Annotated in this window: 14 protein-coding genes; 10 read left to right on the forward strand and 4 right to left on the reverse strand. The window is 71.2% G+C overall.

Features of this window, described 5'->3' with window-relative positions; all coding sequences use genetic code 11:
* Nucleotides 1–104 precede the first annotated feature (104 nt).
* Together cysS and WME85_RS33735 are read left to right on the forward strand one after the other, a co-directional pair.
* A complete protein-coding gene (cysS, locus tag WME85_RS33730; protein WP_437827215.1) occupies nucleotides 105–1,640 on the forward strand; it encodes a cysteine--tRNA ligase in 1,536 nt (511 codons plus the stop codon).
* 706 nt (nucleotides 1,641–2,346) lie between these two features.
* Complete coding sequence (locus WME85_RS33735; protein ID WP_437827216.1) at nucleotides 2,347–4,845, forward strand: LamG-like jellyroll fold domain-containing protein; 2,499 nt, start codon at nucleotides 2,347–2,349, stop codon at nucleotides 4,843–4,845.
* Nucleotides 4,846–4,956: 111 nt separating this feature from the next.
* On the opposite strand, the gene WME85_RS33740 is transcribed toward WME85_RS33735, so the two are convergent.
* A complete protein-coding gene (locus WME85_RS33740) occupies nucleotides 4,957–5,811 on the reverse strand; it encodes an arylamine N-acetyltransferase family protein (protein WP_437827217.1) in 855 nt (284 codons plus the stop codon).
* Between the two features lie 292 nt (nucleotides 5,812–6,103).
* On the opposite strand from WME85_RS33740, the gene WME85_RS33745 reads away from it, so the two are divergent.
* Nucleotides 6,104–12,130: an AAA family ATPase gene (locus tag WME85_RS33745; RefSeq protein ID WP_437827218.1), complete on the forward strand. Its 6,027-nt coding sequence runs from the start codon at nucleotides 6,104–6,106 to the stop codon at nucleotides 12,128–12,130.
* Nucleotides 12,131–12,327: 197 nt separating this feature from the next.
* Here the strand turns inward: WME85_RS33745 and WME85_RS33750 are convergent, their stop codons facing one another.
* The 3 genes from WME85_RS33750 to WME85_RS33760 form a co-directional block, all read right to left on the reverse strand.
* Nucleotides 12,328–13,401, reverse strand: a complete 1,074-nt coding sequence (locus WME85_RS33750; RefSeq protein WP_437827219.1) for a type IV pilus twitching motility protein PilT — start codon at nucleotides 13,399–13,401, stop codon at nucleotides 12,328–12,330.
* A gap of 1 nt (nucleotide 13,402) precedes the next feature.
* Nucleotides 13,403–15,277, reverse strand: coding sequence for a type IV pilus twitching motility protein PilT (locus WME85_RS33755; RefSeq protein ID WP_437827220.1), 1,875 nt, complete (start codon nucleotides 15,275–15,277; stop codon nucleotides 13,403–13,405).
* 297 nt (nucleotides 15,278–15,574) lie between these two features.
* Entirely contained in the window at nucleotides 15,575–16,111 is a 537-nt protein-coding gene (locus WME85_RS33760; RefSeq protein WP_437827221.1) for a hypothetical protein, read from the reverse strand.
* A 1,049-nt stretch (nucleotides 16,112–17,160) separates the two neighbouring features.
* Here WME85_RS33760 and WME85_RS33765 point away from each other — a divergent pair.
* From WME85_RS33765 to WME85_RS33795, 7 genes are all read left to right on the forward strand, one after another.
* Nucleotides 17,161–17,925 carry a class I SAM-dependent methyltransferase gene (locus WME85_RS33765; protein WP_437827222.1) on the forward strand — a complete coding sequence of 255 codons (765 nt, stop codon included), beginning with the start codon at nucleotides 17,161–17,163 and terminating at the stop codon, nucleotides 17,923–17,925.
* A gap of 66 nt (nucleotides 17,926–17,991) precedes the next feature.
* The gene (locus WME85_RS33770; protein WP_437303171.1) at nucleotides 17,992–18,228 is read left to right on the forward strand and encodes a hypothetical protein; all 237 of its coding nucleotides are present in this window, start codon (nucleotides 17,992–17,994) and stop codon (nucleotides 18,226–18,228) included.
* Between the two features lie 557 nt (nucleotides 18,229–18,785).
* A complete protein-coding gene (locus tag WME85_RS33775) occupies nucleotides 18,786–23,405 on the forward strand; it encodes a copper oxidase (RefSeq protein ID WP_437827223.1) in 4,620 nt (1,539 codons plus the stop codon).
* Nucleotides 23,406–23,821: 416 nt separating this feature from the next.
* Nucleotides 23,822–24,040, forward strand: coding sequence for a hypothetical protein (locus tag WME85_RS33780; protein WP_437827224.1), 219 nt, complete (start codon nucleotides 23,822–23,824; stop codon nucleotides 24,038–24,040).
* Entirely contained in the window at nucleotides 24,037–26,022 is a 1,986-nt protein-coding gene (locus WME85_RS33785) for a cytochrome D1 domain-containing protein (RefSeq protein ID WP_437827225.1), read from the forward strand. Before WME85_RS33780 ends, WME85_RS33785 begins: the two co-directional genes overlap by 4 nt.
* On the forward strand, nucleotides 26,019–26,627 hold the full coding sequence (locus WME85_RS33790) for an SCO family protein (protein ID WP_437827226.1): 609 nt from the start codon (nucleotides 26,019–26,021) through the stop codon (nucleotides 26,625–26,627). The genes WME85_RS33785 and WME85_RS33790 overlap by 4 nt, the downstream gene beginning before the upstream one ends.
* A gap of 7 nt (nucleotides 26,628–26,634) precedes the next feature.
* Nucleotides 26,635–26,925 carry a hypothetical protein gene (locus tag WME85_RS33795; protein ID WP_437827227.1) on the forward strand — a complete coding sequence of 97 codons (291 nt, stop codon included), beginning with the start codon at nucleotides 26,635–26,637 and terminating at the stop codon, nucleotides 26,923–26,925.
* The last annotated feature ends 7 nt before the right edge of the window (nucleotides 26,926–26,932 follow it).

Below are 26,932 nucleotides of genomic sequence, written 5' to 3' on the forward strand. Positions count from 1 at the left end.
GAAATACCTCGGGAAAGAGCGGAATGTTCCGCGTTGACCCGACGGCGGGGCCAGGGTAGCGTACGCGGTCCCAAGGAAAGCCCGCACATTCACGCAGGTCGCCGATGCCGCTCAAGGTCCATAATACGCTCACGAGGAAGAAGGAGCCATTCGTCTCCGCCCAGCCGAAGATCGTGCGCATCTACACATGCGGTCTCACGGTCTACGCTCCGATGCACATCGGTCATGCGCGCACCTATTGTTTCTGGGACGTCTTCCGCCGGTACCTCGAGTACCGCGGAGTTCATGTGCTGAGCATCATCAATTACACGGACATCGACGACCGCATCATGCAGCGCGCGAACGAGCGCGAGGGCGCCGTCGACGTCGCCGAGCGGAACATCGGGGCGTTCCGGCGCGACTGCCGCAAGCTCCACATCAAGGACTACGCCGTCTACACGCGCGCGACCGACTTCGTCGACGAGCAGGTCGACATGATCAAGCGCCTGATCGACAAGGGCCACGCGTACACGGTGAACGGCGAGGTCTTCTACGAGGTCAGCACCTGCGCTTCGTATGGCGAGCTCTCGGGGCGCAAGGTCGACGAGCAGGAGGTCGGGGCGAGCGGCCGCGTCGAGGAGGACTTCGCGCGCAAGCGGCACCCGGCGGACTTCAGCCTCTGGAAGCCCACCGACGCGAGCCAGCCGTCGTGGCGCACCGGGGAGGACGCCTGGCCGACGGGGCGCCCCGGCTGGCACATCGAGTGCTCGGCGATGAGCACCGCGCTGCTCGGCGACCACTTCGACGTCCACGGGGGCGGGATCGACAACATGTTCCCGCACCACGAGAACGAGATCGCGCAGAGCGAGCCGCTCTGCGGGCGGCCCTGGGTGCGCTACTGGCTGCACCCCGAGCACCTCGATCTCAAGGAGGTGAAGATGTCGAAGAGCCTCGGCAACGTCATCTCCATCGAGGAGCTCCTCTCCAGGCACGGGCACGACGAGGCGCGCTGGTTCTATGTGACGCAGCACTACCGGTGCAAGCTCCCCTTCAGCTGGGAGCTGGTCCAGCAGGCCGCCCAGGGCTACGCGCGCATCAAGAAGCTCGTGACCGTCCTCGCCGAGAAGCTGCGCGGCGCCAAGGACGAGCCCCTCGCCCCGGGCGCGTACGCGTCTCAGCGGCCCGAGGAGGAGCGGGTCCCGAGGATGCGCCACCAGTACGTCCACGGCCAGTTCCACGAGCACACCGAGCGCTTCATCACGCGCTTCATCGAGGCCATGGACGACGACCTGAACACGCCGAACGCCGTGGCCGCGTTCTTCGATTACGTGAGCGCGCTCTACTCGGCGGGGATCGAGCAGTGCGACGACCGCTCCTCCCTGCTCGCGGTCTACCGCGCCGTCGCGCGGCACCTCGCGGTCTTCGGGGTGGAGGTCGTCGAGCCGGCGCTCTATCCGGCGCTCGTGGCCGACTACGCGTTCGCCCCGGCCGAGGGTGCGGCGGGGCGCGGGGGCGACGCCGCCGTCGATCGGCTGATCGCGATGCGCCAGGCCGCGCGCAAGGCAAAGGACTTCGCCAAGGCCGACGCCATCCGCAACCTGCTCGCCGAGGCCGGGGTGGTGCTCGAGGACACGCCGCAGGGCCCGCGCTGGAGCACCTGAGCGAAGCTCTCCCGCACAGGAGGCGGCTCCCGACCGGCGCGCGGCTCCACGTCCGCGGGCGCACGGGCCGCACGGGCTCCGCGGACGTACGGGCTCCGCGGGCGTACGGGCCCCGCGGGCGCACGGGCCGCACGGGCTCCGCGGACGCACGGGCTCCGCGGGCGTACGGGCCCCGCGGGCGCACGGACCGCACGGGCGCACGGGCGCCCGCCGAGCACCGAAGGTGTCGAGTCGGGCCCACCGCCAGAAGCTGGTGAGCTTCTCCAGCTGACTCCTCTATCAGAGTCCGGGAGAGCACCGCTCCAGAACCGCGCGCCAGAATCTTGCCGCAGGCGCCCTGCCGGAGGTGTGTCCGCGGCTCAGGAGCTCTGTCGCCTGCGCCGCGCCTCGTCGCGCTCAAACCCCTGGAGTGCTGGAAGCGTGCTTGTCTGAAGCCAGGCGCGCACCGATGTCGTAATAAGGTGTGCCACGTGTGCCAGTGTCGGGCTCCCACGACATGGCCAGGTGCCACCGGCACCGACGCGGCAGGGGGAAATCGCTGCTCAGGATACGGGCATACGAGTTGCCAAGCAGGCGACTCGTACAAGCGCCCAAGCCCGGACAGCTTCATCGGGTCAGACCGACGCCTGCTCGCGTCAACGGCTGCAGATCGCGCTGCAGCCGGACGGGCGCTCGTGCAGTTAACGCTTACCCAACGAGAACGCAGATGCGGAACGTCTCCTTCGGCTTCGCCCACTCTCTTTCAATCAAATCCAGCTCGGCTGCGGTCCTCGCCCTCTTCGCCCTGGGCGCCGCCGCATGCGGAAGCTATGGCGTCGAGGAAGGCTCATTCGATGATACGGAACTGGCGCTCGGCGAGGCCGACGCGCCGGTCGGCTCCGGGATCACCGTCAGCGCCGTATCCGTCGGCGTCGGCGTCGGTGGCAGCGACCCGGGTACCGGCGGCGCCGGCGGCGTCGCCACGGGCAGCAGCGGGGTCGGCGTCGGCGGCGGCGGCGAAGGCGGCAGCGGGGAGCCACCCCCGGTAGGCCCGCCGGCGGTCGGCTTCTGGCAGTTCGACGATTGCGACGGCTCGACGACGGAGCTGCTCGACTCGTCCGGCAATGGCTCGACCGCCACCCGCTCGGCCGGAGCGGCCTGCGCGCAGGGCATCAGCGGCCTCGGTATCTCCTTCGATCACAAGAACGACACGGTCACGGTCGACGACGACCCCCGCTTCACGTTCGGGAAGAACCTCGCGGTCGCCGCGTGGGTCAACCCCACCTCGGTCTCGGGGTCGACGGTGCGGACCATCGCGCAGGAGCGAGACGGCGGAGATTCGAGCTTCTCCCTCGTCGTCCGGAACGACGAGGCGCGGTTCAGCGTCACGCTGGACAGCGGGCGCACGATCACGTCGCGCGCCGCGATCGCGGCCAACGTCTGGACGCACGTCGCGGGCATCTACGACGGCAGGTTCGTGCGGCTCTTCCTGAACGGCGAGCAGGTAGGCCAGATCAGCGCGCCAGGCACGATCCGCGACGTCAACGCGCCGATCCACATCGGCAACAACGCGCAGAAGCAGCGCTTCACGGGCCTGATCGACGAGGTCTGGCTCTCGAACAGCCCGACGACAGGCTCCGAGATCGCCCAGCTCTCCTGCATCAACCGTCCCGAGACGATCACCGTCACGCCGGCGAGCAGCGGCCCCGTCGCCCCGAACACGCCTGTGACGTACCAGGTCGCGGTCACCAACAACGATGTCGGCGCGTGCTTCCCCGCGGAGTATTTCCTCAGTCCCGCCTTCCCGCCGGGGATCAACGTCCTCGTGGATACCCCGTCCATCCCCGGCGTCCAGCCCGGGACCACAGCGACGTTCCCGGTCACCGTGACCGGCTCCGAGGAAGCGGGGCCCGGACTCCACGAGATCCCGTTCTCGGTGTTCGACTTCAACTCGCCCGAGTTCTTCGTCGGGTCAGGGAACCTCAACTACGAGCTGCTCGAGCCGACGGGCTGCTTCGTCCGGACGAGCCGCGAGATCTTCGTGAAGCACCTCAGCGTGGTCGAGGATCCCGTGCGCACGACGTTCGATGGCCCGGCCGGCGACCCGCGGACCGGCGCATGGACGTTCGCGCGCCTGATGGAGGACATGGCGCCCACGCCGGCCGACGCGCCGGCGATGGTCGAGGAGTTCTTCAGCACCTGGCTGACGGATCAGGAGGTGAACGGCTTCACGGTGCCGGCGCGCCCGGCCATCCAGCAGGTCGTGCTCGACGAGTGGCCGAGGAACGCTGACGGGTCGCTCGACCTCCAGCGGGCACCCCTGCTGCTGCTCGGCATCGTCAACCGGATCGACGTGCGCAACCTGGCCGAGGGTCACGCCGGCGAAGGCCGGTTCGTGTTCGGCGTCGTCAGCCAGGGCTCCCCGCAGCAGTTCACCGTGATCCTCGAGTACAAGCTGCCCGCGTCGACCGAGGCCGACGTGCTCGAGTGGGCGAACGCATGGCACGCCCTCGGCAGCCTGCCGTTCCCCTCCGAGGAGTACAACGCCGCGCTCCAGGCCATCACCACGCGGTTCGCGGGCCGGAACGCCGCGCCCGGCAGGCCGAACGGGAGCTCGCTCGGGCAGCTCCGCACGAACGAGATCGCGCTGGCGGGCCCGTGGGAGCTGCGCGAGTTCGTCCTCTCGCCGGACACGGGCTTCCTGCGCCCGGAGACCGTCAAGCTGACGCCGGACCTCGGCTTCGACGGGACGCCCACGCTCGCGGACTTCGTGAACCAGAACGAGGCGGCCATCGTCGCGGAGCAGTTCACGGTGCCCGACACGTTCCAGGGGGCTCCGTTCCTCGGCGGCTCGTCGTTCAACAACCTGACGGCGTGGACCGCTCCGGGCATCCTCAACAACGAGGCGCGGCACAAGTTCTCGCTCAACACCTGCAACGGGTGCCACGGCGGGGCGGAGACCGGGACGCCGTTCCTGCACGTGAACCCGAGGACGCTCGGGAGCGAGGCGTCGCTGTCCGGCTTCATGACCGGCATCAACATCCCTGATCCGGTGACCGGCGAGGTGCGGACCCTGAACGACCTGGGGCGCCGCAATCAGGACCTGGCCGCGCTCGTCTGCGAGCCTGTCCCGACCTTCGCGGCGGGCGCGCCCGCGGCGAGGGCCGCTGCGCCGTCCGGGAGCCGCTCGGCGTTCATCCGCCGCGGCATCGGTCGCGTCCACTGACGGCGAAGTGCAGAATTACACCACGCTGGAGAGATAGTACGTTCCTGCCATTGTCGGAGAGTTGCGCTGCGCGCGGACCATGAGATGATCCGCGCGTCAGGCTTCCTTCCTTCATTGAGCAGTAAACCGACGACGTTCATCCACGGGGCTTCCTTGCTCGAGCCCCGCGCAGCGGAGCTGCGCTCCGGCCGGGAGCTCCAGGCCGAAGCGGTTCTTCAAGACGTCGAGGAGCTCGTCGTCGCCGAGCTCGAAGCGCTCGAACTGGCCGCCTCGGAGTATACCCAGCTGGCGGTTGCGCAGCGTCATGCGAGCTTCCGGCGAGGAGAGCGACGCGAGCACGTTGCTCATGAACAGCGAGCTGGGGTGGGTGGACGTGTAAAGGTTCGCCACCTCGTAGTCGACCGGGAACTGCTCCTCGAGAGTGAACTCGTAGAGATCTTGCCACGGCTCGCTCGCCCTGGACTCGAGCATCCACAAGGCGCCCTCACGTCGCAGGCCGACGACGTCGTGCGCCTGCGGCTGGCTCTCCCCCTCGACGAGCCGGATGGGCTGCGTGAGGCCCGGACCGCCGAAGCCGACGTCCGCGATGAACGGGCCTTCAGGCAGGTCGATCAGGGACAGCATATGAGTCCGCGGCCCGATCTCACTCCGCTGGAACCACACCCGCGCGATGAGCGTCGTGACCTTGAACCCGATCCGGCGCAGCGCCGCGACGAACAGGGTGTTTTGCTCGAAGCAGTAGCCGCCGCGGCGCGCCCGGACGAGCTTCGCCTGCAAGCTGGCCAGGTCGATGCGGATCGGGCGGCCGAGGAGGACGTCCAGGTTCTCGAAAGGGATGGAGTAGACGTGCGCTGTGTGGAGCGCGTCGAGCACCTCCCGCGTGGGCGCGAGCGCCCCGCGGTAGCCGATGCGGGCCAGGTAGGCGTCGAGATCGAGCGGTTCGCTGTCCTGTGTGGGCGGCTGCATTGGTTCAGGTCAGCAAGGATACGCTCGTCGGGACGAGCCGCGCCAGACGGAAGCTCCGCGCGCGCAGGGTCCGATACGCCGGAGCTGGCTTGACCACCACTGCACCGGCCGGCACACTGCGGACGGTGCGCCACGACCACCGAACCAGCGCAGAGCACGCCCGGTCGCTCTCTGCGCGATGCCGGTCCTCGGAGCGCCGCGACGCGAGCGCCGCCGGGCTCGAGCGGACTGGGCAGCACGCCCGGCGCGGCGGGCTCGCCGCCGGCCCCGGCGCCGCCGCGCGTTGAGCGACATGCCCGCGTCCGATCGCTACACGCTGACGGAGCTCCTGCGCGAGGGGACCACATTCGTCGTCCATCGCGGCGTCCGGAACGAGGACGGCTGCCCCGTCGTGCTCAAGGTGCCTCGCGCCGAGCCGGCCGATCCCCGGGACGTCGCGCGCTTGCGCCACGAGCTCGAGATCGGGCGGAGGCTGGGGGGCCGGTTCGCGGTCAGGCCCCGTGAGCTCACCGCGTACAGGGACCGGCCCGCGCTCGTCCTCGAAGACTTCAGCGGACGCCCGCTCGATCGGCTGCTGGGCGCGCCGATGGATCTCCGGCAGTGTCTGACGGTGGCTGTCCGCGTCTCGGCCGCGCTCGCGGACATCCACGCGAACGGGGTTGTCCACAAGGACATCAAGCCGCAAAACATCCTCGTCGACACAGGCTCGGGCGAGGTGAAGATCGCGAATTTCGAGCTCGCCTCCGCGCTCCCGGAGCCGGAGGAGGAGCGCGGCGGGCGGAGCCCGGGCCTCATCGAGGGGACCCTCGGCTACATCTCGCCCGAGCAGACAGGGCGCGTCGACCAGGCGGTCGATCAGCGCACCGACCTCTACTCGCTGGGCGTCACGCTGTACGAGATGCTCACGGGGCTCCTGCCCTTCTCGGCCGACGACGCCCTGGAGTGGGTGCACTGCCACGCCGCCGTGTTCCCGCGGCCGCCCTCGGAGCTCGTCCCGGGGCTCCCGCCGCCCGTGTCCGAGCTCGTCATGAAGCTCCTGGCCAAGGCCGCCGAGGACCGGTACCAGAGCGCGCGCGGCCTCACGATCGACCTCGAGCGATGCCTCGATCGGCTGGCGGCCGGCGGGCACATCGACCCGTTTCCGCTCGGAGAGCACGACATCTCCGGCCGCTTCCAGATCCCGAAGAAGCTCTATGGCCGCGAGCGCGAGGCCGGCGCCCTCGCCGCCGCGTTCGAGCGCGTGGCGCAGCGCGGAGCCCCCGAGCTCCTCTTCATCTCCGGCTACGCCGGGGTCGGCAAGACCTCGCTCGTGGAGGAGCTCCGCCGGACGGCCGTCCGCGATCGAGGCCTGTTCGCGGCGGGCAAGTTCGACCAGCAGCACCGGCACGCCCCCCACGCGACGCTCGTCCAGGCGCTCCGCCAGCTCGTGCTCGGCGTCCTCGGCGGGAGCGAGCCTGTCGTCGCGGAGTGGCGGAGGCGGCTCTCCGCGGCCCTCGGCAAGAACGCGCAGCTCATCATCGACGTCCTCCCCGAGGTGGAGCTCATCCTCGGCGAGCAGCCGCCCGTCTCGGACCTGCCGCTCGGCGAGGCGCAGCGCCGGTTCGCGATGGTCTTCCGCCAGCTCCTCGGCGTCTTCTGCAGCGAGGAGCGCCCCCTCTGCCTCTTCCTCGACGACCTCCAGTGGGCAGACCCGGAGGGCCTCGCGCTGCTCGAGCAGATCGTCACCCACCCCGAGGCGCGGCACCTGCTCACCATCGGCGCGTACCGCGACAACGAGGTGGGCCCGTCGCACCCGCTCTCGCGCGTGCTCGAGCGCGCGCGGGCCGCCGGCGCGCCGCTCCACGAGCTCGAGCTCCCCCCGCTCCCGGCCGAGGACACGCAGCGGCTCGTCGCCGACGCGGTCCGGGCGAGCCTCGAGGAGGTCGCGCCGCTCGCGCGGCTCGTCCACGACAAGACCGCCGGCAACCCGCTCTTCGCCACGCAGTTCTTGACCATGCTCCACAAGGAGGGCCTGCTCGAGGTGGATCTGCGCGCCGGCGCCGTCCGGTGGGAGCTCGACGCGATCCGCGACAAGGCGTTCGCCGACAACGTCGTCGATCTGGTGATCGCGAAGATCAAGCGCCTCTCCCGGGCCGCCCAGAGGGCGCTCACGCTCGCCGCCTGCGTGGGGAGCACCGTCGACGCGAGGACCCTCGCCGTCGTCCGCGACCGGCCGGAGGACGCGATCCACGAGGACCACTGGGAGCTCGTGCGCGAGGGGCTGCTCCTCAGGTCCGGCGACACGTACCGGTTCCTCCACGACCGCGTCCAGCAGGCGGCCTACGCGCTCATCCCGGAGGAGGAGCGGGCGGCGGTGCACCTCCGCATCGGCCGGCTGCTTTCCGCCCACGCGCCGCCCCACGCGCCGCCCCACGCGCCGCCCGACGCCGCCGACGCGCGCGTCTTCGAGATCGCCGGCCACCTCGACCTGGGCGCCGCCCTGGTGACGGATCCGCGCGAGAAGGAGCGGATCGCCAGGGTCAACCTGCTGGCGGGCCGGCGGGCCAGGGCCTCCTCCGCCTACGCGGCCGCGGCCGGCTACCTCGCGGCGGGCCTCGCGCAGCTCGGGGACGACGCCTGGGAGAAGGAGTACGCGCTCGCGCTCGCGCTCCACTGCGAGGGCGCGCGCTGCGCCTCCCTGAACGGCGACTTCGCCCTCGCCGAGCGGCTCGTCGGCGCGCTGCTCGAGCGCGCCCGGACCCGGCTCGACCTCGCCGAGGTGCACCGCATCGAGATCGAGCTCCACACGACCCGGGCCGATTTCGAGCGCGCGGCGCGGAGCGCCCTCGCCTGCGCGCGCCGCTTCGACCTCGACGTCCCGCTCCACCCCGCGCGCGACGCGGTGGAGCGCGCGGCGCGCGAGGTCTGGGGCGAGGTGCGCGAGCGGCGCATCGAGGCGCTCGTGAGCCTGCCGCGCATGGTCGATCCGGACACGCTGGCCGTGATGAACGTCCTCTCGGCGGCGCTGCCGGCGGCCTATTACACGGATCCGGAGCTCTACGGCGTCGTCGCGTGCCACATGGTCCGGCTCAGCCTCCGCGCGGGGAACGCGGACACCTCGCCGCCCGGGTACGTCGCCTTCGGCGGGACCCTCGGCCGCGTCCTCGGGCTCTACCGGGAGAGCTACCGGTTCGGGGAGCTCGCGTCGGCGCTGCTCGAGGCCGGCGGCCCGACCGGGAGCCGGCCGCAGATCCTCCACATGATCAGCACCTTCATCGACCCGTGGATCCGCCCGCTGCGGGACGTCGTCGGCCTGTTCCACCGGGCCTTCGACGAGGCGGTGGAGGCAGGCACGCTGATCTACGCGTCCTACTGCTGCTTTCACATCGTGGCGCTGCGCCTCGCGTCGGGCGATCCCCTGGCGGACGTGGCCGCCGAGGCCGAGCGGCGGATGGACTTCACGCGCCGGGCCCGGTACGAGGCCATCCACGACGCGGTCGCCGTCCTGCACCGGTTCGTGCAGCGCCTGCGCGGGCGCGACCCGCGCTGGGAGCGCGAGGAAGCCGGGGAAGCCGAGGGCCCGCCGCCCGGGGCGACGGCGCCCTTCACGCGCTTCTACGAGCGCCTCTACCGGGCGGAGGCGGCGCTCCTGTTCGGCCGCCACGGCGAGGCCGTGGCGTCGGCGCGCGCGGCGGGCGAGCTGCTCGGCGCGGTGACAGGCCAGATCCAGGTCGCCGAGCACTGCTATGTCGCCGCGCTCGCGCTCTCGTGCCACGCCCGCGACCAGCGCGGCGCGCGCGACCTCCGCGACCTCCCTGAAGAGCAGCAGCAGCAGCGGAGAGAGCTCCTCGCCGCCCTGCGGGCGCACGAGGCGGAGCTCCGCCGCTGGGCGGAGGTCGAGCCCGCGAACCAGGAGGACCGGCACGCGCTCGTGTCGGCCGAGATCGCGCGCGTCGAGGGCGACGAGCTCGCGGCCATGCGGCTCTACGAGCACGCGATCAGGGCCGCGCGCGCGAACGGCTTCATCCAGAGCGAGGCGCTGAGCCTGGAGCTCGCCGCCGCGTTCTACCGCGACCGCGGCTTCGACCTGATCGCCGACACCTACCTCCGCGCGGCCCGCTCCTGCTACGCCCGCTGGGGCGCCGACGGCAAGGTGAAGCAGCTCGACCGGCGCTTTCCGCACCTCGAGGCGCGCCCGCTGGCCGCGACGAGCACGGTCACCATGCCGGCCGAGGAGCTCGACCGGCTGGCCGTCGTGAAGGCGTCGCAGAGCATCTCCGGCGAGATCCTGATGCCCCAGCTCGAGGAGGCGCTGCTCCGGGTCGTCCTCGCGCACGCGGGCGCGCAGAAGGGCTACCTGCTGGAGGTCGACCGCGGCGCCGTGTCGATCCGGGCGCGGGCGAGGATCGAGGGGGGGAAGCCGTTCGCGGAGGCGCTCGCCGGCGTCGACGAGGCGCGCGCGCCCGCGTCCGCCGCCGCGCTGCCGCTGTCGCTCGTCCACTACGTCCACCGCACGGGCGAGCCGGTCATCCTCGACGACGCGGCGACGACGCGGTTCTCGGCCGACGCGTACGTCGCGCTGGCCAGGCCGCGCTCGGTGCTGTGCATGCCGATCGCGCGGCGCCCCGGGTACGACGCGATCCTCTACCTGGAGAACGCGCTGGTGCGCGGCGCGTTCTCCGAGGACACGCTCGCGGTGCTCGAGCTGCTCTCGTCGCAGGCCGCCATCTCGCTCGAGAACGCGTCGCTCTACGCGGCGCTCCAGAAGAGCCAGGAGCAGCTCCAGGCGATCGTCGACAACTCGCCGGCGCTCATCTACGTGAAGGATCTCGAGGGTCGCCTGCTCCTGGTCAACCGGCGGTTCGAGCAGCTGCTCGGGCTGCCGAGGGCGGAGGCCGTGGGCAAGCGGGATCGCGACATCTTCCCGCCGGAGGCCGCGGACGTGTTCGTCGCCCATGATCGCGCGGTGATCGAGATGGACAGCCCGCTCGACGTGGAGGAGGTCGTGCCCCAGGACGATGGGCCGCACACCTACCTGTCGCTGAAGTTCACGCTGCGCGACGCCGCGGGCGCCGTCTACGCGGTCTGCGGCATCTCCACGGACATCACCGAGCGCAAGCGCGCGGCGATGGCCGAGCGCTTCCTGGCGAAGGCGAGCAGGAGGCTCGTGGCCGATCCCGGGTACGAGGCGACCCTGGAGGCGATCGCCGAGGTCGCGGTGCCGGAGCTGGCGGAGGGCGCCACGCTGTACGTGCTCGACGAGTCGGGCGCGCTCGCGGCGGCCGCGGTGGCGGCGGACTCCCCGGAGAAGGCCGCGCGGCTGCGGGCGCTGGCCTCGCCGGAGGGCGCGCCCGGGGAGCCCCGCCGCGTCCTCGGCGCGGAGCGAGCCGAGCTCTGCCGCGTGGACGACGTCCGGATGAAGCGCTGGGCCGCGGGCGCGGCGCGGCCCGAGGCGCTGCTCGAGCTCGCGCCCGCGGCGTACCTGAACGCGCCGCTCGTGACGCGGGGCCGCTGCCTCGGCGTGCTCTCGCTGGTGCGGACCGCCGCGGCGCCGCCGTACGCGCCGGCAGACGCCGCGCTCGTGGAGGAGCTCGCGCGGCGGGCCGCGCTGGCGCTCGACAACGCGCGGCTCTACCGCGAGGCGCAGCGGGCCATCCAGCTGCGCGAGGAGTTCCTCTCCGTCGCCTCGCACGAGCTGCGCACGCCGCTCACGCCGCTGAAGCTGAAGCTCGGTCAGCTGCGGAAGAGGGTCGCGAGCGAGGTCGCGGATCGGTCGCTGGAGCGCATCGTCGCGGGGAGCCTGGTGCAGGTGGAGCGGCTGGCGACGCTCATCGACAGCCTGCTCGAGGTCGCCCAGGTCGCCCGCAGCGGGCTCGAGCTCGAGCTCGACGAGGTCGACCTGGCCGCGCTGATCCGCGGCGTCGCCGACGAGCTCGGCGAGCCGCTGGCGCGGGCGGGGTGCCGGCTCGAGCTCGACGCGGGGCGGCCGGTGCGCGGCCGCGTCGACCGGCTCCGCGTCGCGCAGGTCCTGAGGAGCCTGCTCCACAACGCGATCAAGTTTGGCAAGGGCCGGCCGATCGAGGTGAGCCTGGCCGCTCGCGGCGACACGGTGCGGATCGTCGTGCGCGATCACGGGGTTGGCATCGCGCCGGAGGACCTGGAGCGCATCTTCAGGCGGTTCGAGCGGGCGGTCTCGTCGCGCTCGTACGGCGGGCTCGGGCTGGGGCTCTACATCGCGCACGAGATCGTGAGGGCGCACGGGGGGACGATCCAGGTGTCGAGCGCGCCGGGCGAGGGCGCGCGCTTCACCGTGGATCTGCCCCGCGGCGGCGCCTCGTGAGCTGCCCGGGAAGGCGCTCCGCGGCGAGGCGTCGAGTCAGAGGGGCAGAGATGGACTGCCAGGAAAGAGACAGAGATTAACCGCCAAGAGCGCCAAGGACGCCAAGAGAGAAAGAGAGAATGAGGCTCAAAAATCTCTTTCTCTTTGTCTCTCTTGGCGTCCTTGGCGCTCTTGGCGGTTGATCTTTCATCTCTCCATCAAGAGAGCGCCTGAGGGTCCAGGAACAGCTTCTGGAAGCTGTCCTTGTCGATCGCCTTCTCGAGGGCCGCCTGCACGGAGATGGTCTCTTTCCTGACGAGCCGCTCCAGCGCCATGTCCATCGTCTGCATGCCGGCGGAGCGGCCGGCCTGCATCAGGTTCGTGATCTGGAACGTCTTGCCCTCGCGGATCATCGAGGAGAGCGCGCTCGACCCGACGAGGATCTCGTGCGCGGCGACGCGGCCGGTGCCGTCCTTCGTGCGGAGGAGCTGCTGGGCGATGATCGCGGCGAGGCTCTCGGCCAGCATGCCGCGGACCTGGAGCTGCTCGTCGGCGGGGAAAGCGTTGATGATGCGGTCGATCGTCGCGGCGGCGCTGTTCGTGTGGACCGTGCCGAACACGAGGACGCCGAAGCTCGCGAGCTGCAAGGCGAGCTTCATCGTCTCGTTGGTCCGGAGCTCGCCGATCAGGATCACGTCGGCGTCCTCCCGCCCGGCGCTGCGGATCGCGCTCGCGAAGCTCCCCGCGTCAGGGCCGACCTCGCGGTGCGTGATCTGCGCCTTGATCGGGCTGTGCACGAACTCGACCGGATCCTCGATCGTGAGGACATGGCAGGCGCGCGAGCGGTTGATATGGTCGATCATCGCCGCGAGCGTCGTGGACTTGCCGGAGCCGGTCGGGCCCGTGATCAAGATGAGCCCGCTCGACCGATCGGACAGCCGGCGGATGATCTCGGGGCAGCCGAGATCGTCGAGGGAGAGGATCTTGCTCGGGATGGTGCGGAAGACCGCCGCGAGGCCGGTGGTCTTGTAGAAGTAATTGGCGCGGAAGCGCGCCTTGTCGGCGTAGGAGTAGGCGAAATCGAGGTCGAGCTGCTCGACGATGCGCCGCGTCTCCTCGGGGGTCGTGATCTCGAAGAGGAGCGCCTCCATCTCGGCCGCGTCGAGGGGCGTGTCGCGCAGGGCGACGAGCTCGCCGCGGGCGCGGACGAGCGGCGGATAGCCGATGCCGAGGTGCAGGTCGCTGCCCTTCCTGGACAGGAGCTCGTCGAAGAGGCGATCGATCCGGGCCACGCTAGCCTCCCTTCTTCCCGAAGAGCGCGCCCGCGCGCTCGAAGAGGCCCTTGCCCGCCTCGGGGGCGCCGGGCTTCGACGCGTCCGGCGGCGGGGAGGGCGGCCTCCTGTCCGGCGTCAGCGCGGGCTGCCGCTTGCCGGTGAGGACGGCCTCGAGCTCCTCGGGGGCCTCCGCGACCACGAGCGCCGCCTCCAGCGTCGTCTTGCCGGCGCGGACGAGCTCGGCCAGCGAGTCGTCGAGGCGGATGATCCCGAGGCCCTTCCCGCGCTGCTGGAGGCTCGGGATCTGGAACGTCTTGGAGTCGCGGATGAGGTTCCAGAGCGCGACCGAGCCGGGCAGGACCTCGGCCGCGGCGACCATGCGCCTGCCGTCGGCGCTCGGCAGGAGCCGCTGGCTGACGATGAGCCGGAGGCCGCCCGCGAGCGTGACGCGGACCTGCTGCTGATCGCCGGGGGGAAAGAGGTCTATCAGCCGATCGATGGTCTTCGCCGCGCTCGGGGTGTTCATCGTGCCGAGGACGAGGTGGCCAGTCTCGCTCGCCGCGAGCGCCATCCGGACCGTCGCCGTGTCCCTGAGCTCGCCGACGACGATGACGTCAGGGTCCTCGCGCAGCGACGCCTTCAGGGCGTTCTCGAAAGAGCGGGTGTGGGTGCCGACCTCGCGCTGGCTGATCATCGCCTTGCCGCGCGCGTGGACGAACTCGACGGGATCCTCGACCGTGATGATGTGATGGCTCGTCTCGCGGTTGAGGATGTCGATGACCGCGGTCAGCGTCGTTGTCTTGCCGTGGCCCGTCGGCCCGGTGAGCACGATGAGGCCCTGGTGGTGGCGGGTGGCGAGCCCGATGGCGTCGGGCAGGCCGAGCGACGCGAGGGTCGGGATGCTGCGCGCGATCAGGCGGAAGCAGCCCTTGTAGCCCTGGCGGTGGCGCGCGATGTTCACCCGGAAGCGGCCGAGCGCGCCGAGCTCCATCGCGAAGTCGCAGGAGCCCTCGGCCGAGAGGACCGGCGCGAGGCGCGCGGGCACGCGCGGGAGCAGGAGCGACTCCACCGACGCCGGGTCGAGCGGCTCGCCCTGCGGCACGAGCTCGCCCGCGACCCGGAGGAGCGGCGGGCGGCCGGCCACGAGGTGGAGGTCGCTGGCGCCCTGGTCGCGCGCCATGGCGAGCAAGCCGTCGAGGGCGCCCGCCGGGATGTCGGTGGACGAGGACCGCGCGCGGCCGCCCGCCGCGGACGCCCGCGCGGCGGCGCGGGGCTCCTGGGGCGGCGGCGCGGGCGCGCGGGCGGCCGGCGCGGCGCGCTCGGCGGCGGGCGCCTCGTCGAGCCGCGGGTCGAAGCGAGGGGTCGAGGCGCGGCTCGCGCGGGGCTCGGCGGGCGGCGGCGGGCCGCCGCGGAGGTCGAGCGCGAGCTCGGCGGAGAGCGTGCGCTTCGCGTCGGCGTCGCGCGGCGCCGGGCGCTGCGCCTCCTCGGGCGCGAGGTGCTCGCGCATGGAGAACTGCTGCGAGGGGCGGGCCGGCGGCGCGGCGGCCGCGGCATCGGAAGCGGCGGCCGCGGCCCCGGACGCGGCGGACGACGCTTGCATCCGCGTCATGCGGGCGTGCACGAGATCGCCCTGGCGCGCGGCGACGACGGAGATGGCGCCGATGCCCTCGATGCGGATGTGCCACTGCGACGGCTTCGCGCCGAGCGTCTCGATGAACCGGCCGCCGCCGAGCGCGCTGAGGAGCATGAGGATGTCCTCGGTGGTGAGGGCGCCGGGATCGACGGCCTGGAAGGTGCCCGAGACCTTGACGCTGGGCATGCGCCCCGTGGCCACGGCGAACTCCGTCACCTCGGGGCGATTCAGTTGCGAGAGCCAGGATCGAAGGGCGTTCATCGTCGTCGCTCGTCTCCGCAAGCCGACTCTATCAACGATGAGGCGCGGCGTTTCAAAATGTCGTGCGGTCCCGGCGAGATCCCGGAGGGTGGCCTCACCCGCGCCGCGGGGGCGCCCGCGAGCCGCCGGCGCTCCACAGGCCGACGGCGCTCTACAAGAAGCCGCCGGCGCTCCGACGCCCGACCCCGCGCCTGCGACGCCGCGCGGCGACCCGCCGGCGCCCCCGCGGCGCGGCGCAGCGAGCGACCGCGGCGCGCCCGGCAGAGCGCCGATGTCGGGGTACCTGGGATGTCGGGGTCACTGGATCGCGAGCTTGAGCCGCGCGCCCTTCACGAAGTGGCCCGGCGCGCTGCCCTTCTCGCCGGGCGGCGCCTGCTGCTCCGAGTCGATGGTGAGCTGCATGTTGCCGGTCGACTCGATCTTCTTCATCGTCACCTTGGCGATCTCGACCCACCTTGCGCGACTCGCTCTCTTGGGGTCGTCGAGCCTGCGGAAGAGCACCGCCTTGGTGCCCGCGGCGACCGGCGTCGCGGTCGTGGCGACCAGCGGCAGCAGCGTCGCCACCTTCCCCGCGCGGGAGACGAGCATGCCGTAGACTTCCACGGAGTAGCTGTCCCACTCCCCCGCATCGGGGGCAGAAGCGGGCTCTGCCTTGGGCGGGCTCTCCGCGACCCCGGCCGCGGCCGCGGCCGGAGCGCTCTTGAGCGCGGCCGGCTGCGGCGCCTCCGGGTTCTCTGCCGAGGCGGCGCTCGGCGTGGCGGAGAGGAGCGCGGCCGCGCCTGCGGCGACGAACGTTCGCGAGCACCTGGAGAGCCAATTGCCAACCGTCTTCATGCACTCCGCTCCTTCGTTCCGATGTGATTCCACGGTCCGCGATCACCCAGCAGATCCGCAGACACTCCGGTCACAAAACTTTTCATGATGCCCCAGACTGGCAGTCTCCGCAACTCATTTCGCATCGCGACGACGATTGCCTTTTACAGGCGTCGTGCGCGTCGTGCGCGTCGTGCGCGTCGTGTGCGTCATGCCAGCGCGCCTCGTACCATCGCGCGCACTGTCATCTCCGTCCGCTCGGCAGCTCGACAGCTCAGCCTTCACCGCGATCACCACCCCGATCGGAGCCGGCGTTGTTCGACCGGTCGTCCCATCCCATCCCGTCCCGTCCCGCCGGGCCCCGCTCCGCCGCGCTCGCTGCCGCGTGTCGCCACCTTCACCGGTGCCGTGGGCGCCGGCCGCGGACTCGCCATGACGCGATGTCGCAAGGAGGACCGGCGCTGGCAGAGCGGCGCGCGCAGGAGCGCGGCGCGGCTCGCCTGAGCTCACCTGGTGTTCTGGCTCGCCTGTGGTTCTGGCTCGCCTGTGGTTCTGGCTTGCCCGTTGTTCTGGCTGCCTGGTCACCCGGCTTGACCGCTCGCCCGGGCTCTCCGGCTCGCCTGACTGGACTTCCGACGGGTCTGTCAGCGCGCTTCGCGCGGGGCGCGCTCTCGAAGAGCGTCAGGCCCGCGCGAGCGACCGGCGTGCTCGGTCCAAGCTCGCCGCATCTCATTCTTACTTACCCGTCCGACGAAACCAGCTGCGCAAAGCAGCGCGACCTCTCCCTCCTCAACATCGCCTCGGGATCATCCCCGATGCCTTCCAACATCGCCGATGCGAAATTCGATGTCGGAGTAAAAGTCGCGTTCCAATCAAGATATCATGACTCCGTCAAAGCAGAACAGAAATTTTCGAGCAGAGACGATTCTGGTGCGCCTCCGTGCGCTCATGTGCGCGCGGCACGCGGTCACGTGGTCACGCGGTCACGTGGTCACGTGGTCACGCGGGGCCGGGTCGCTGCATGCGGCAGGCCCCCGCGGCTGTAGGATGGCCGCGGAGGAAGAGAGCCCATGCCCACGGTCGACGATCACTACGACAAGCTCCTCGCCGAGCACTACTCGCGCATGTTCGGGGATCACGACGCCAAGGTCGCCGAGCAGCGGGCGCTGCTCGAGCGCCTCGGCCTGCGCCCGGAGGGCCCCTCCGAGGCCATCGATCTCGGGTGTGGCTCCGGCTTTCAGTCGCTCGCGCTGGCTCAGCTCGGCTTCCGGGTGACGGCGGTGGACACCTCCGGCAAGCTCCTCACCGAGCTCGCCGCGCGCCGCGGGCAGCTCCCCATCGAGACGGTGCAAGGCGATCTCGTCGAGGCGCTGGAGCGCTCAGGGCCTGTCTACAAGCTCGCCGTGTGCATGGGGGACACGCTCCCTCATCTGGGCAGCAAGGCCGACGTGGAGCGGATGTTCGCCGGCTGCGCTCGCCGGCTCGCCCCCGGCGGCCGGCTCGCGCTCACGTTTCGCGACCTCACCCGCGAGCTCGAAGGCGTCGACCGCTTCATCCCCGTACACGACTCTGCGGATGTGATCATGACCTGTTTTCTCGAGTACGAACCCGAGACCGTCAAGGTCCACGATCTCGTCCACACGCGCGGCCGAGAGGACGGCCGGTGGACGCTGTCAGCGAGCTTTTATCGCAAGCTGCGGCTCTCCCCCGATTGGGTCTCCGGCAGGCTCGAAGCGGCCGGTTTTCGCGTGCTGCATCGCGAGATCGCGCGCGGCCTCGTCACCCTCGTCGCGCGCTCCGGGGCTGACGTGGGCCGGGATACGAACAGCGATTAAATATCTCGTCAGGTGGTTGATGGCGCGGGCGAGGCAGCGCTACTTTGGTATGGGAGGATGAGACCCATGTCCGAACGAGCAAAGCAGACAGGCATGAAGGACGCCGGGCAAGCTGCGGTCGTCAACCGGCCGTCGCGGGATGAGGTCCAGGACCTGCGGCGCGAGCGGGACGAGGCGCGCCTGCTCCTGGTCGCGCTCGTCGCGGCGCTCAAGCGCGCGACGTTCCGGCACGGGACGTACATCGACGGTCTCGGCGCCGCGATGGTCGCCGTGGATCGTTGGTCCAAGCCGCAAGGCCGGTAGAGCCCCGCCAGCGAGGCTCCGCGCGCAGCGCGGCGGGGCCAGTACGTCGCAGACGGGGCCTCCACTCCCCGAAGGCTCCGGCGGCGCTCCTCGCCGGAACGTAAGGCCGGCGCCGCGGCCATCGCGCCGGCGTCACTCCCTCTATCATCGCTCTTCCAGCGCTCTCGACTCTCCCGGGCCCCCCGTGCCAGGTCGATGATGCGATCCGTGTAAAGCTCGCAATCCACGCGGGGCAGCGGCGCTGGAGGCGAACGAACGCGCGCAATTCTATTTGACGGCAATATCACAACACCACAAAGTCGCTCACCCGGAGGTCAATCCGGATCTCGCGGCCAGTCCTCGACCGACGGCCGCGATCCGACACCGTCGTTGACGCTCCGGACGCGATGGGCGTCCAGGGGCGAGGCGCACCGGTGTGGCGTGCCGAGGGGAGGAAACCCTTGTTCAGGAAGAGGCTGCTCGGAGCTCTCAGCTGGGCTGCGGTGATGCTCGGAGTCGCGGGCTGCGGAGGCCTGGGCGACGAGCCACCCGATGAAGAAGATCCTGGATCTTCCGAGATGGCGGTCGGCGAACACCCGGCGAGCGGCAGGACCGTGTTCGCCGACGTCGTCGCGCTCGACCAGGTCTACGTGTACAACCGGTTCGGGTCCTTCAACCCCGCGGGCATGATGTACGCGCTCAAGCGGGACGTCGTGCCCATCCGGCCGTGCGAGCCGCTCGGTCCAGGCAACGCGCGGCTGCGCGATGGCAAGCGGCCGAGGCCGCTCGTGCTGCGCGTCAACGCCGGTGACACCCTGCGCATCCGGTTCACCAACCTGCTCGCGCCGGCGGACGAGCGTCCGGATGACTCCCCGAAGACGAGGAGCGCTTCCGTTCACGTCACCGGGCTGCAGATCAAGAACATCGAGGCGCTCGGCGGCAACGTAGGGCGGAGCCCCGACTCCCTCGCAGAGCCCGGCGAGACGCGCGTCTACGAGCTCTTCGCCGACCGAGAGGGGCCGTTCCTGATGCACAGCAGCGGCGCCATGGACGGCGGCGAGGGAGACGGCGGACAGACCGTCCAGGGGCTGTTCGGCGCGGTCACCGTCGAGCCGCCGGGGGCCGTCGCATACCGCTCGCAGGTCACCGCCGAGGAGCTCAAGGCCGCCTCGCTGCCCGATCGCAACCCCGACGGGACACCCAGGATCGACTACGACGCCCGCGACGAGCACGGCGAGCCGATCCTCCGGATGATCAACGACCGCGACGAGATCGTCCACAGCGACCTCAACGCGATCATCGCCGGCTACGACGAGAGCCAGCTGGACGGCGCCAGACCTGTGGCCCCGGGCCGGTTCCGCGAGTTCACCGTCCTCTTCCACGACGAGCTGAAGGCCGTCCAGGCATTCCAAAAGCTCGAGGATAACGAGGCCTTCCACGGCGTGCGCGACGGCTTCGGCGTCAACTACGGCGCCTCCGGCTTCGGCGCCATCCTCCTCGCCAACCGGGCGAGAATCGGCCCCAGCAAGGAGTGCGTCGAGTGCGTGTACGAGGAGTTCTTCCTGAGCTCGTGGTCCAACGGCGACCCGGCGATGATCGTCGAGCGGGACCGGCGCGGCAACGCGACACACGCGCTGTTCCCCGACGACCCCTCGAACGTCCACCACGCGTACCTCGGCGACCCCGTCTGGTTCAGGAATATCCACGCCGGGCCGAAGGAGACGCACGTCTTCCACCTCCACGCGCACCAGTGGCTGAAGACGCCGAACAACGACAACGCCAACACCCTGGACGCGCAATCCATCGGCCCGGGCGCGGCCTTCACCTACAACGTCAACAAGGCCGGCAACCGCAACTTCACGCCCGGAGACGCGATCTTCCATTGCCACCTGTACCCGCACTTCGCGCAGGGCATGTGGGAGCTCTTCCGCGTCCACGACGTCTTCGAGGCCGGCACGCGCGACCGCTTCCTGCCCGACGGCGAGATCAAGGGCGGGACGCCCACGCCCGCCGTCGTGCCGGTCCCTGAGATCGCGATGGCGCCCATGCCGACGTACAAGCCCACCGTGGTGGAGCTGCCCGGCGGCGGAAGGGAGGTGCGACCGCCGATGCCTGGATATCCATTCTACATCGGTGCCCTGAAGGGGCACAGGGCTCCTCAGCCGCCGCTCGATCTCGTGGTCGACGGCGGGCTCCCGCGCCACATCATCACGAGCGTGCCGCCGGACGGCGCGGTGTTCGGCAGGCGCGGCAAGTTCGATGTGGAGATCGAGAAGGCCAACATCAAGCTGCTGCCGGACAAGGGAACACCCGCTGAGCTGCTGGCTCAGGACTTCCATGCCGGCCTCTTCCCGGGAGCGGAGCCCATCGCGACACCGGACGGCTTCCCCGCGCTGGCGTACCCGGCGTTCACGCCCGAGGGCGAGCCGTCGCAGTTCGCCGTCAACGGCCAGCCGCCGGCGCCGGGCGCGCCGTACGCGAACCCATGCCCGCCGGGGACAACGGAGCGCAGGTACCGCAGCGCCTTCGTCCAGATCGACGGCGTGGTCAACCAGCGCGGCTGGCACGACCCGCAGATGCGCCTCATGGTCCTCGAGGACGATATCAAGGCGACCCTGTCGGGCGAAAAGCCTCCGGAGCCGCTGTTCATCCGCGCCAACTCGGGCGAGTGCGTCGTCTCCGAGGCGACGAACCTGCTCCCCAACTTCCTGAAAGCCGATCCATTCCAGATCTTCACGCCCACGGACACCGTCGGCCAGCACATCCACCTCGTGAAGTTCGACGTCACCTCCTCGGACGGCTCGGCGAACGGCTTCAATTACGAGGACGGCACGTTCGCGTCGAGCGAGGTCGTCCAGCTCATCAACGCGGCCAACGCGCTCGGCGGCGCCCTGGAAGCCGACGGCTCGGTCAAGGAGCGCGGCGGCCGCGTCATGCTGACCGCGCAGCCACACCCGCGGATCCGCAACGGTATGGTCGGCCAGCAGACCACGGTGCAGCGCTGGTGGGCCGATCCGGTCGTGAACCAGCAGAACGAAGATCGCACCCTCCACACCGCCTTCTCACACGACCATTTCAGCCCCTCGTCGCACCAGCAGCACGGCCTCTACATAGGCCTGATCGTCGAGCCGGCCGGATCGACCTGGCGCGCCCCGGATACCGGGATCGAGTTCGGCACGCGCCCCGACGGCGGGCCGACGAGCTTCCGCGCCGATATCCTCCCGCCGCGCGGCTCGGTGGAGCCGCCGTTCCGCGAGTTCGCCCTCGCGCTCGCCGACTTCGCCCTCCTCTTCGACGAGTGCGGCGAGCCGGTGAACCCGCCGACGACGCAGGAGGCCCCGCTCCCGCTCGCGGTCGAGCACCGCGACGTCCTCGCGCCGGAGGCGATCTCCGCGGCCGATCCCGGCGGAGGGCTCATCAACTACCGCAACGAGCCGATCCCGCTGCGCATCGCCAGGCGCGATTGCAGGACGGGCCGCGTCGAGCAGAAGCGGGGCGAAGAGGGGGAGATGCACAACGTGTTCAGCTCCCTGGTCCACGGCGATCCGTTCACGCCGCTGCTCTCGGCGCAGGAGGGCGACGACGTGCGGGTGCGCCTGCTCCAGGGCGCGCAGGAGGAACAGCACGTCTTCTCGGTCAACGGACAGCGGTGGTTCAACGAGATCAGCGACCCGGACAGCGGCTACTCGAACGGCCAACCGCTCGGCATCTCCGAGCACTTCGAGTTCGGGCTCACGCCGCCGGTCTCCGCGCGGGGCGACAGCGGCCCCGGCGACTACATGTACCAGAGCGCGCCCACCGACGACCTGTGGGACGGCATGTGGGGGATCATGAGGGTGCGGCCGCGGACCGACCTGGCCTTGCTGCCGTTGCCCGACGCGCCGGTCGGCGTGCCGCGCGGGATGCGGCACTTTCCGACGTGCCCGGCGAGCGCGCCCGTGACGCGGTACACCGTCCACGCGATCACCGCGAAGGGCAACCTGCCGTACGACCGCCTCACCTACAACAAGGAGTTCGATCTCTACGACCCCGACGCCATCCTCTTCGTCCGCGCGGAGGACCTCCACGACCTCCGCGCGGGGCGCCTCGCCCCGGAGCCGCTCATCCTGCGCGCCGCGGCGGGCGACTGCATCCAGGTGACGCTCGTCAACGACCTTCCCCTCGAGCTGCCCAGGACGCCGCACTGGAACTACAACCCTCCGATCGTCGACGGCTTCAACACCAACCAGGTCAGGCCGTCCAACCACGTCTCGCTCCACCCGCAGCTCGTCGCCTATGACGTCAGGACCGACGACGGCGCCAACGTCGGGCTGAACGAGCCGCAGACCGTCGCGCCCGGCGATTCCCGCGAGTACACCTGGTACGCCGGCGAGTTCGCCCAGAAGGACGGCAGGTGGGGCCCCGTCGAGCCGCGCGCCGTCGAGTACGGCGCCATCAACCTCAGGGACATGGCCGACGTCGTGAACCACGGCATGCACGGCGCCGTCGGCGCGCTCGTCGTCGAGCCCAAGGGCGCCACCTGGCGCGCCGATCCGGGCACCCAGGCGCAGGCGGACGTCACGTTCACGGACGTGTACGGGTACACGCGCTCGTTCAGGGAGTTCGTCGTCGTCTACCAGGACGAGGTCGGCCTGCACTCGGGCAAGCAGAAGTTCCAGTGCCTCGACCCGGATCTGAACTGCGGCACGGCCATCCGGAACTGCGACAACGAGGACGACGCGGAGGACACCGGGCACGAGGCCTTCAACTACCGCACCGAGCCGTTCTGGGCGCGGCTCGGGATAGCGCCCGATATCGCGCTAACGGAGCTCAACGAGCGGGACCTGCGCGACATCTTCAGCTCCCGCGTCCACGGCGACCCGGCGACGCCGATCTTCACCGCCGGCGCCAGCCAGAAGGTGCGCGTGCGCCTCGTGCATCCGTCCGGCCACCGGCGCCAGCACGCCTTCGGCCTCTGGAACACGGAGTGGCCGCACAACCCCTTTGCCACGGGGGAGCGCTCCCGCCGGATCGGCGAGAACCCGGAAGTGCTGAACATCGCCATCGAGAATGCCATCGGCCCCATGACGAACCACAATATCGTTCCGTTCTACGGGGCAGGCGGGAAGTTCGCCGTCCCCGGCGACCGGCTCTACCTCGACCAGCCGAGCTTCAAGGTCTCCGACGGGCTGTGGGGCATCCTCCGCGTCACGCCGTAAACGCGCTCGCCGCGCTGCGCCGGCTCTCGCCCACCATCAACCCACGATCTCCGCCGCGCCGGCGCCCTGCCGGCGGTGACGGCCTCCGCGGCGGCGCGGCGCGAGGGAGGCTCGCGACCGAGCCGGGGCGAGCGGCTCTCGCCGAGACACACGGCTCCGTGCGCGCCGGCGCTCGCGTCTCCGCCCAGGAGCGATCGCCAAGTCGCTCTGTCCGCGGCGAGACCGGCCAGAAATAGCGCCAGATTCTATTTGACCGATCTGTCGCGCGCCTACAGATTCGGTGTCTCGAACACGGGGCGGCGGCTGCCCCGATACGCCGCTGACGGCGCCGATCCAGCCATCTGTAGAGACGCGCAGGGCGCGCGCGGCGTCCAGGGCGAGACGCACACCGGTGTGTGCGTGCCAGGAGAGTACGCGTGTCGAAGACGAACAGGCTGCTCAGAGCGACGCATCGGGCTGCGGCGATGCTGGGGCTGGCGGGGACCTCCTTCGGCCCCACGACCCATCGCAACATCGTCCCGTTCTTCCCTGCGGGCGGGAGATTCGCTGTCCCCCGGGAACGGCTCTACCTCGAACAGATGACCTACATGCTCTCGAACGGGCGGTGGGGCCTCTTCCGGGTGGTGCCGCGATGACGCCCGCCGTCGCCTCGCGCCGCCTCTCGCTGTGCGCAGGCCTCCTCGGCGCCGCCGCGGCGCCGGCCTGCAGCCGGCGGGAGCCGCCTCCCCCGCCCCCTGCCGCCGTCCCCGCGCCCGCGGAGGCCCCTGGCGGCGGCGCGCCGAGCCCGGTCGTGAGCCGGGTCGAGCGAGATGGGCTGTCGATCGCCTTCGAGCTCCGGCCGCTCCCGGGCGCCGGAGGCCGCCCGGCGGCGCGCACCGACGCGACCGCCGTCTTCACGATCACCGACGCCGCCACGGGCGCGCCCGCGCGCGACCTCGGGCCGCTCGCGTGGATGTCGAGGCGCGCGGGCGCGCCGCCGGACGAAGCCGGTTGTCAGGAGAAGATCAAGAGCTTCATGGCCGGGCTCATCGCCGTCCACCCCGACGTGGACATGAACGCTTACCTCCTGTGGACGCAGAACCAGGACAACACGCTCTCGGTGATCAACCCGCAGCTCGCGTTCACCCGGAGCAAGCTGCGCAGCATCGTCACCCTCGCGGCGGGCTCCACGTCGGTCGCGCTCCACCCGGACGGAAATCGCCTCTACGTCACGCTCCAGAGCGGGCGCGGCCTCGCCGTCGTCGACACGCGGCGCAGCCTGGTGGCGGCCAACGTGCCCGTCGGCGCCGAGCCGATGCGCGTCGCGGTCGCGCCCGACGGGCGGACCGTGTGGGTCGGCAACGACGGAGACGGGACGGTCAGCGTCGTCGACGCGCGCGCCGCGAGCGCGCTGAAGACGTTGCGCGCCGGCCCCGGTCACCACGAGTTCGCTTTCTCGGGCGGCGGGCGCACCGCCTGGATCACGAGCCGCGACGCCAGCACCGTCACCGCCGTCGACACCGGCACGCTCGAGCCCATCGCCGAGATCGAGATCGGCGAGGGGGCCGCCGCCGTCGCGGCGAGCGACGCCGCGAGCGCCGTCTACGTCGCGAACGAGGCCCGTGGCGAGGTCGTCATCATCGACGCCGAGCGCCGCGCCGTCGCGGGGCGCGCCCCGGTGAAGGCCGGCGTCAGCGCGGTCCAGTTCGCTCCGGGCGGCCGCTTCGCCTTCGCGTTGAACCCCGCGAAGGGCGAGGTATCGATCCTCGACGCGTCGGTGGGCGCGGTCGCGCACACGCTCGCCGGGTTCGCGAGCCCCGACGCGATCACCTTCACGAAGACGTACGCCTACGTGAGGAACCTCGGCGAGAGCAGGGTCTCGCTCGTCGAGCTGCCCTCGCTGGAGCGGCCCGGCAAGCCCGCGGTGATCGAGGTCCAGGTCGGCCAGCAGGCGCCCCGGGCCGCGAAGGGCGGCGGGAGCGCCGCGCCGTTCGCCGTCGTTCCCGAGGGCAACGGCGCCATCATCGCGAGCCCGGCCGACAAGGTCCTTTACTACTACGTCGAGGGCATGATGGCGCCGCTGGGCACCCTCTCGAACTACGGACGAGAGCCCCGGGCGGCGCTCATCGAGGATCGCTCGCTGAAGGAGGTGCAGCCCGGCGTGTACGCCGCGGCGGTCCAGCTCGGCGACGAGGGCGTGCACGACGTCGAGCTCCTGCTCCGCGGCCGCCGCGTCGCCGCCTGCCTCGAGGCGACGGTCGCGCCCTCGGCCGTCCCGGCGGAGGACCGATCGCCCGGGCTCACCGTCGAGCCGCTCTTCGACGCCGGCGTCGATCTCGAGGTCTCGAAGCCGGCGACGCTGCGCTTCCGCGCGAAGCCGAGGGCCTCTGCGCCTCCCCTCGAAGCAAAGGAGATGAAGGTGATGATCTTCCGATTCCCGGTCGGCTTCCGAGACACGGTGCTGCCGCGCGCCGAGGTGGACGGCGTCTTCTCGGTGACGTTCACGCCCCCCGAGCCCGGCCAGTACCGCCTCTTGCTGGAGGCCGAGTCGCGCAACGCCCCGCTCGGCGCGCTGCCTTATGTCGACCTCCACGTCGGCTCGCCCAGCGCCGCGCCGGACGCGGGAGGTGGGCAATGAGGCGCGGCGCACCGCTCCTCGCGGCGGCGCTCGCCCTCGCGCTGCCCACCGCGAGCCCGGCGCGCGAGCCCGCGCCGGCTCGAACGCCCGCGCAGGTCGGCGGGCCTCCCGCCGCCGCCGACGCGGCGGCGGCGTACTTCACCGACACGGAGCTCATCGATCAGGACGGGCGCCCGCGCCGCTTCTACACCGACCTCCTGCGCGGCCGGGAGGTCCTCATCCATTTCATCTTCACCTCGTGCAAGGGCGCGTGCCCGACGATGACGGCGAACCTCGCGCGCGTGCAGGCCCTCCTCGGCAAGCGCGCTGGCAAGGAGATCGCGATCCTCACCATCACGGTCGACCCGGTGAACGACACACCGAAGGTGCTCAAGCAGTTCGCCGCGAAGTTCAACGCGGGCGAAGGCTGGCGCTTCCTGACCGGGACCCCGCAGAACGTGGAGACGGTCCTCGGGCGCCTCGGCGGGCTCACGCAGAAGCCCGAGGAGCACACCTCGACGCTGCTCATCGGCGACACGAAGACCGGCATGTGGCTGAAGACGACGGCCACCGAGCGCCCCGAGACGATCGTGCACCTCGTGGATGACATCAACGACGCGCCATGAGGTCGAGATGGGCCGATCCGTGACGAAGACGCGGGGGGCGCGCGCCCACGGCGCGCTCGCCGCCGGCCTGGGCTCGGCGCTCGTCCTCGCCGCCGCCCTGAAGGGCGCCGCGTCCCCCGGCGACGCGCGCGCGCCCGCCCCCGTCGCGCCGGCGGCGTGCGCCGGGGCCGGAGCCGTGCGCCGGGCCGACAGCGTGCGCCGAGCTCAGCCCCGCGGCGCTGCACGACCTGGCGCACACCGCGCCGGTGTCCGCGTGGGTCGAGGTCGTACCCTGACGCCGGCCCCGCCTGTCGGCTAGGCGCGAA

Source organism: Sorangium sp. So ce1153 (assembly GCF_051521595.1).
GTDB lineage: Bacteria > Myxococcota_A > Polyangia > Polyangiales > Polyangiaceae > Sorangium.

What these genes read in the sequence shown, in the direction of transcription:
- cysS (WP_437827215.1), top strand. Translation starts at nt 105, where the DNA reads ATGCCGCTCAAGGTCCATAATACGCTCACGAGGAAGAAGGAGCCATTC.
- WME85_RS33735 (WP_437827216.1), top strand. Translation starts at nt 2,347, where the DNA reads ATGCGGAACGTCTCCTTCGGCTTCGCCCACTCTCTTTCAATCAAATCC.
- WME85_RS33740 (WP_437827217.1), bottom strand. Translation starts at nt 5,811, where the DNA reads ATGCAGCCGCCCACACAGGACAGCGAACCGCTCGATCTCGACGCCTAC.
- WME85_RS33745 (WP_437827218.1), top strand. Translation starts at nt 6,104, where the DNA reads ATGCCCGCGTCCGATCGCTACACGCTGACGGAGCTCCTGCGCGAGGGG.
- WME85_RS33755 (WP_437827220.1), bottom strand. Translation starts at nt 15,277, where the DNA reads ATGAACGCCCTTCGATCCTGGCTCTCGCAACTGAATCGCCCCGAGGTG.
- WME85_RS33760 (WP_437827221.1), bottom strand. Translation starts at nt 16,111, where the DNA reads ATGAAGACGGTTGGCAATTGGCTCTCCAGGTGCTCGCGAACGTTCGTC.
- WME85_RS33765 (WP_437827222.1), top strand. Translation starts at nt 17,161, where the DNA reads ATGCCCACGGTCGACGATCACTACGACAAGCTCCTCGCCGAGCACTAC.
- WME85_RS33770 (WP_437303171.1), top strand. Translation starts at nt 17,992, where the DNA reads ATGTCCGAACGAGCAAAGCAGACAGGCATGAAGGACGCCGGGCAAGCT.
- WME85_RS33775 (WP_437827223.1), top strand. Translation starts at nt 18,786, where the DNA reads ATGGCGGTCGGCGAACACCCGGCGAGCGGCAGGACCGTGTTCGCCGAC.
- WME85_RS33785 (WP_437827225.1), top strand. Translation starts at nt 24,037, where the DNA reads ATGACGCCCGCCGTCGCCTCGCGCCGCCTCTCGCTGTGCGCAGGCCTC.
- WME85_RS33790 (WP_437827226.1), top strand. Translation starts at nt 26,019, where the DNA reads ATGAGGCGCGGCGCACCGCTCCTCGCGGCGGCGCTCGCCCTCGCGCTG.
- WME85_RS33795 (WP_437827227.1), top strand. Translation starts at nt 26,635, where the DNA reads ATGGGCCGATCCGTGACGAAGACGCGGGGGGCGCGCGCCCACGGCGCG.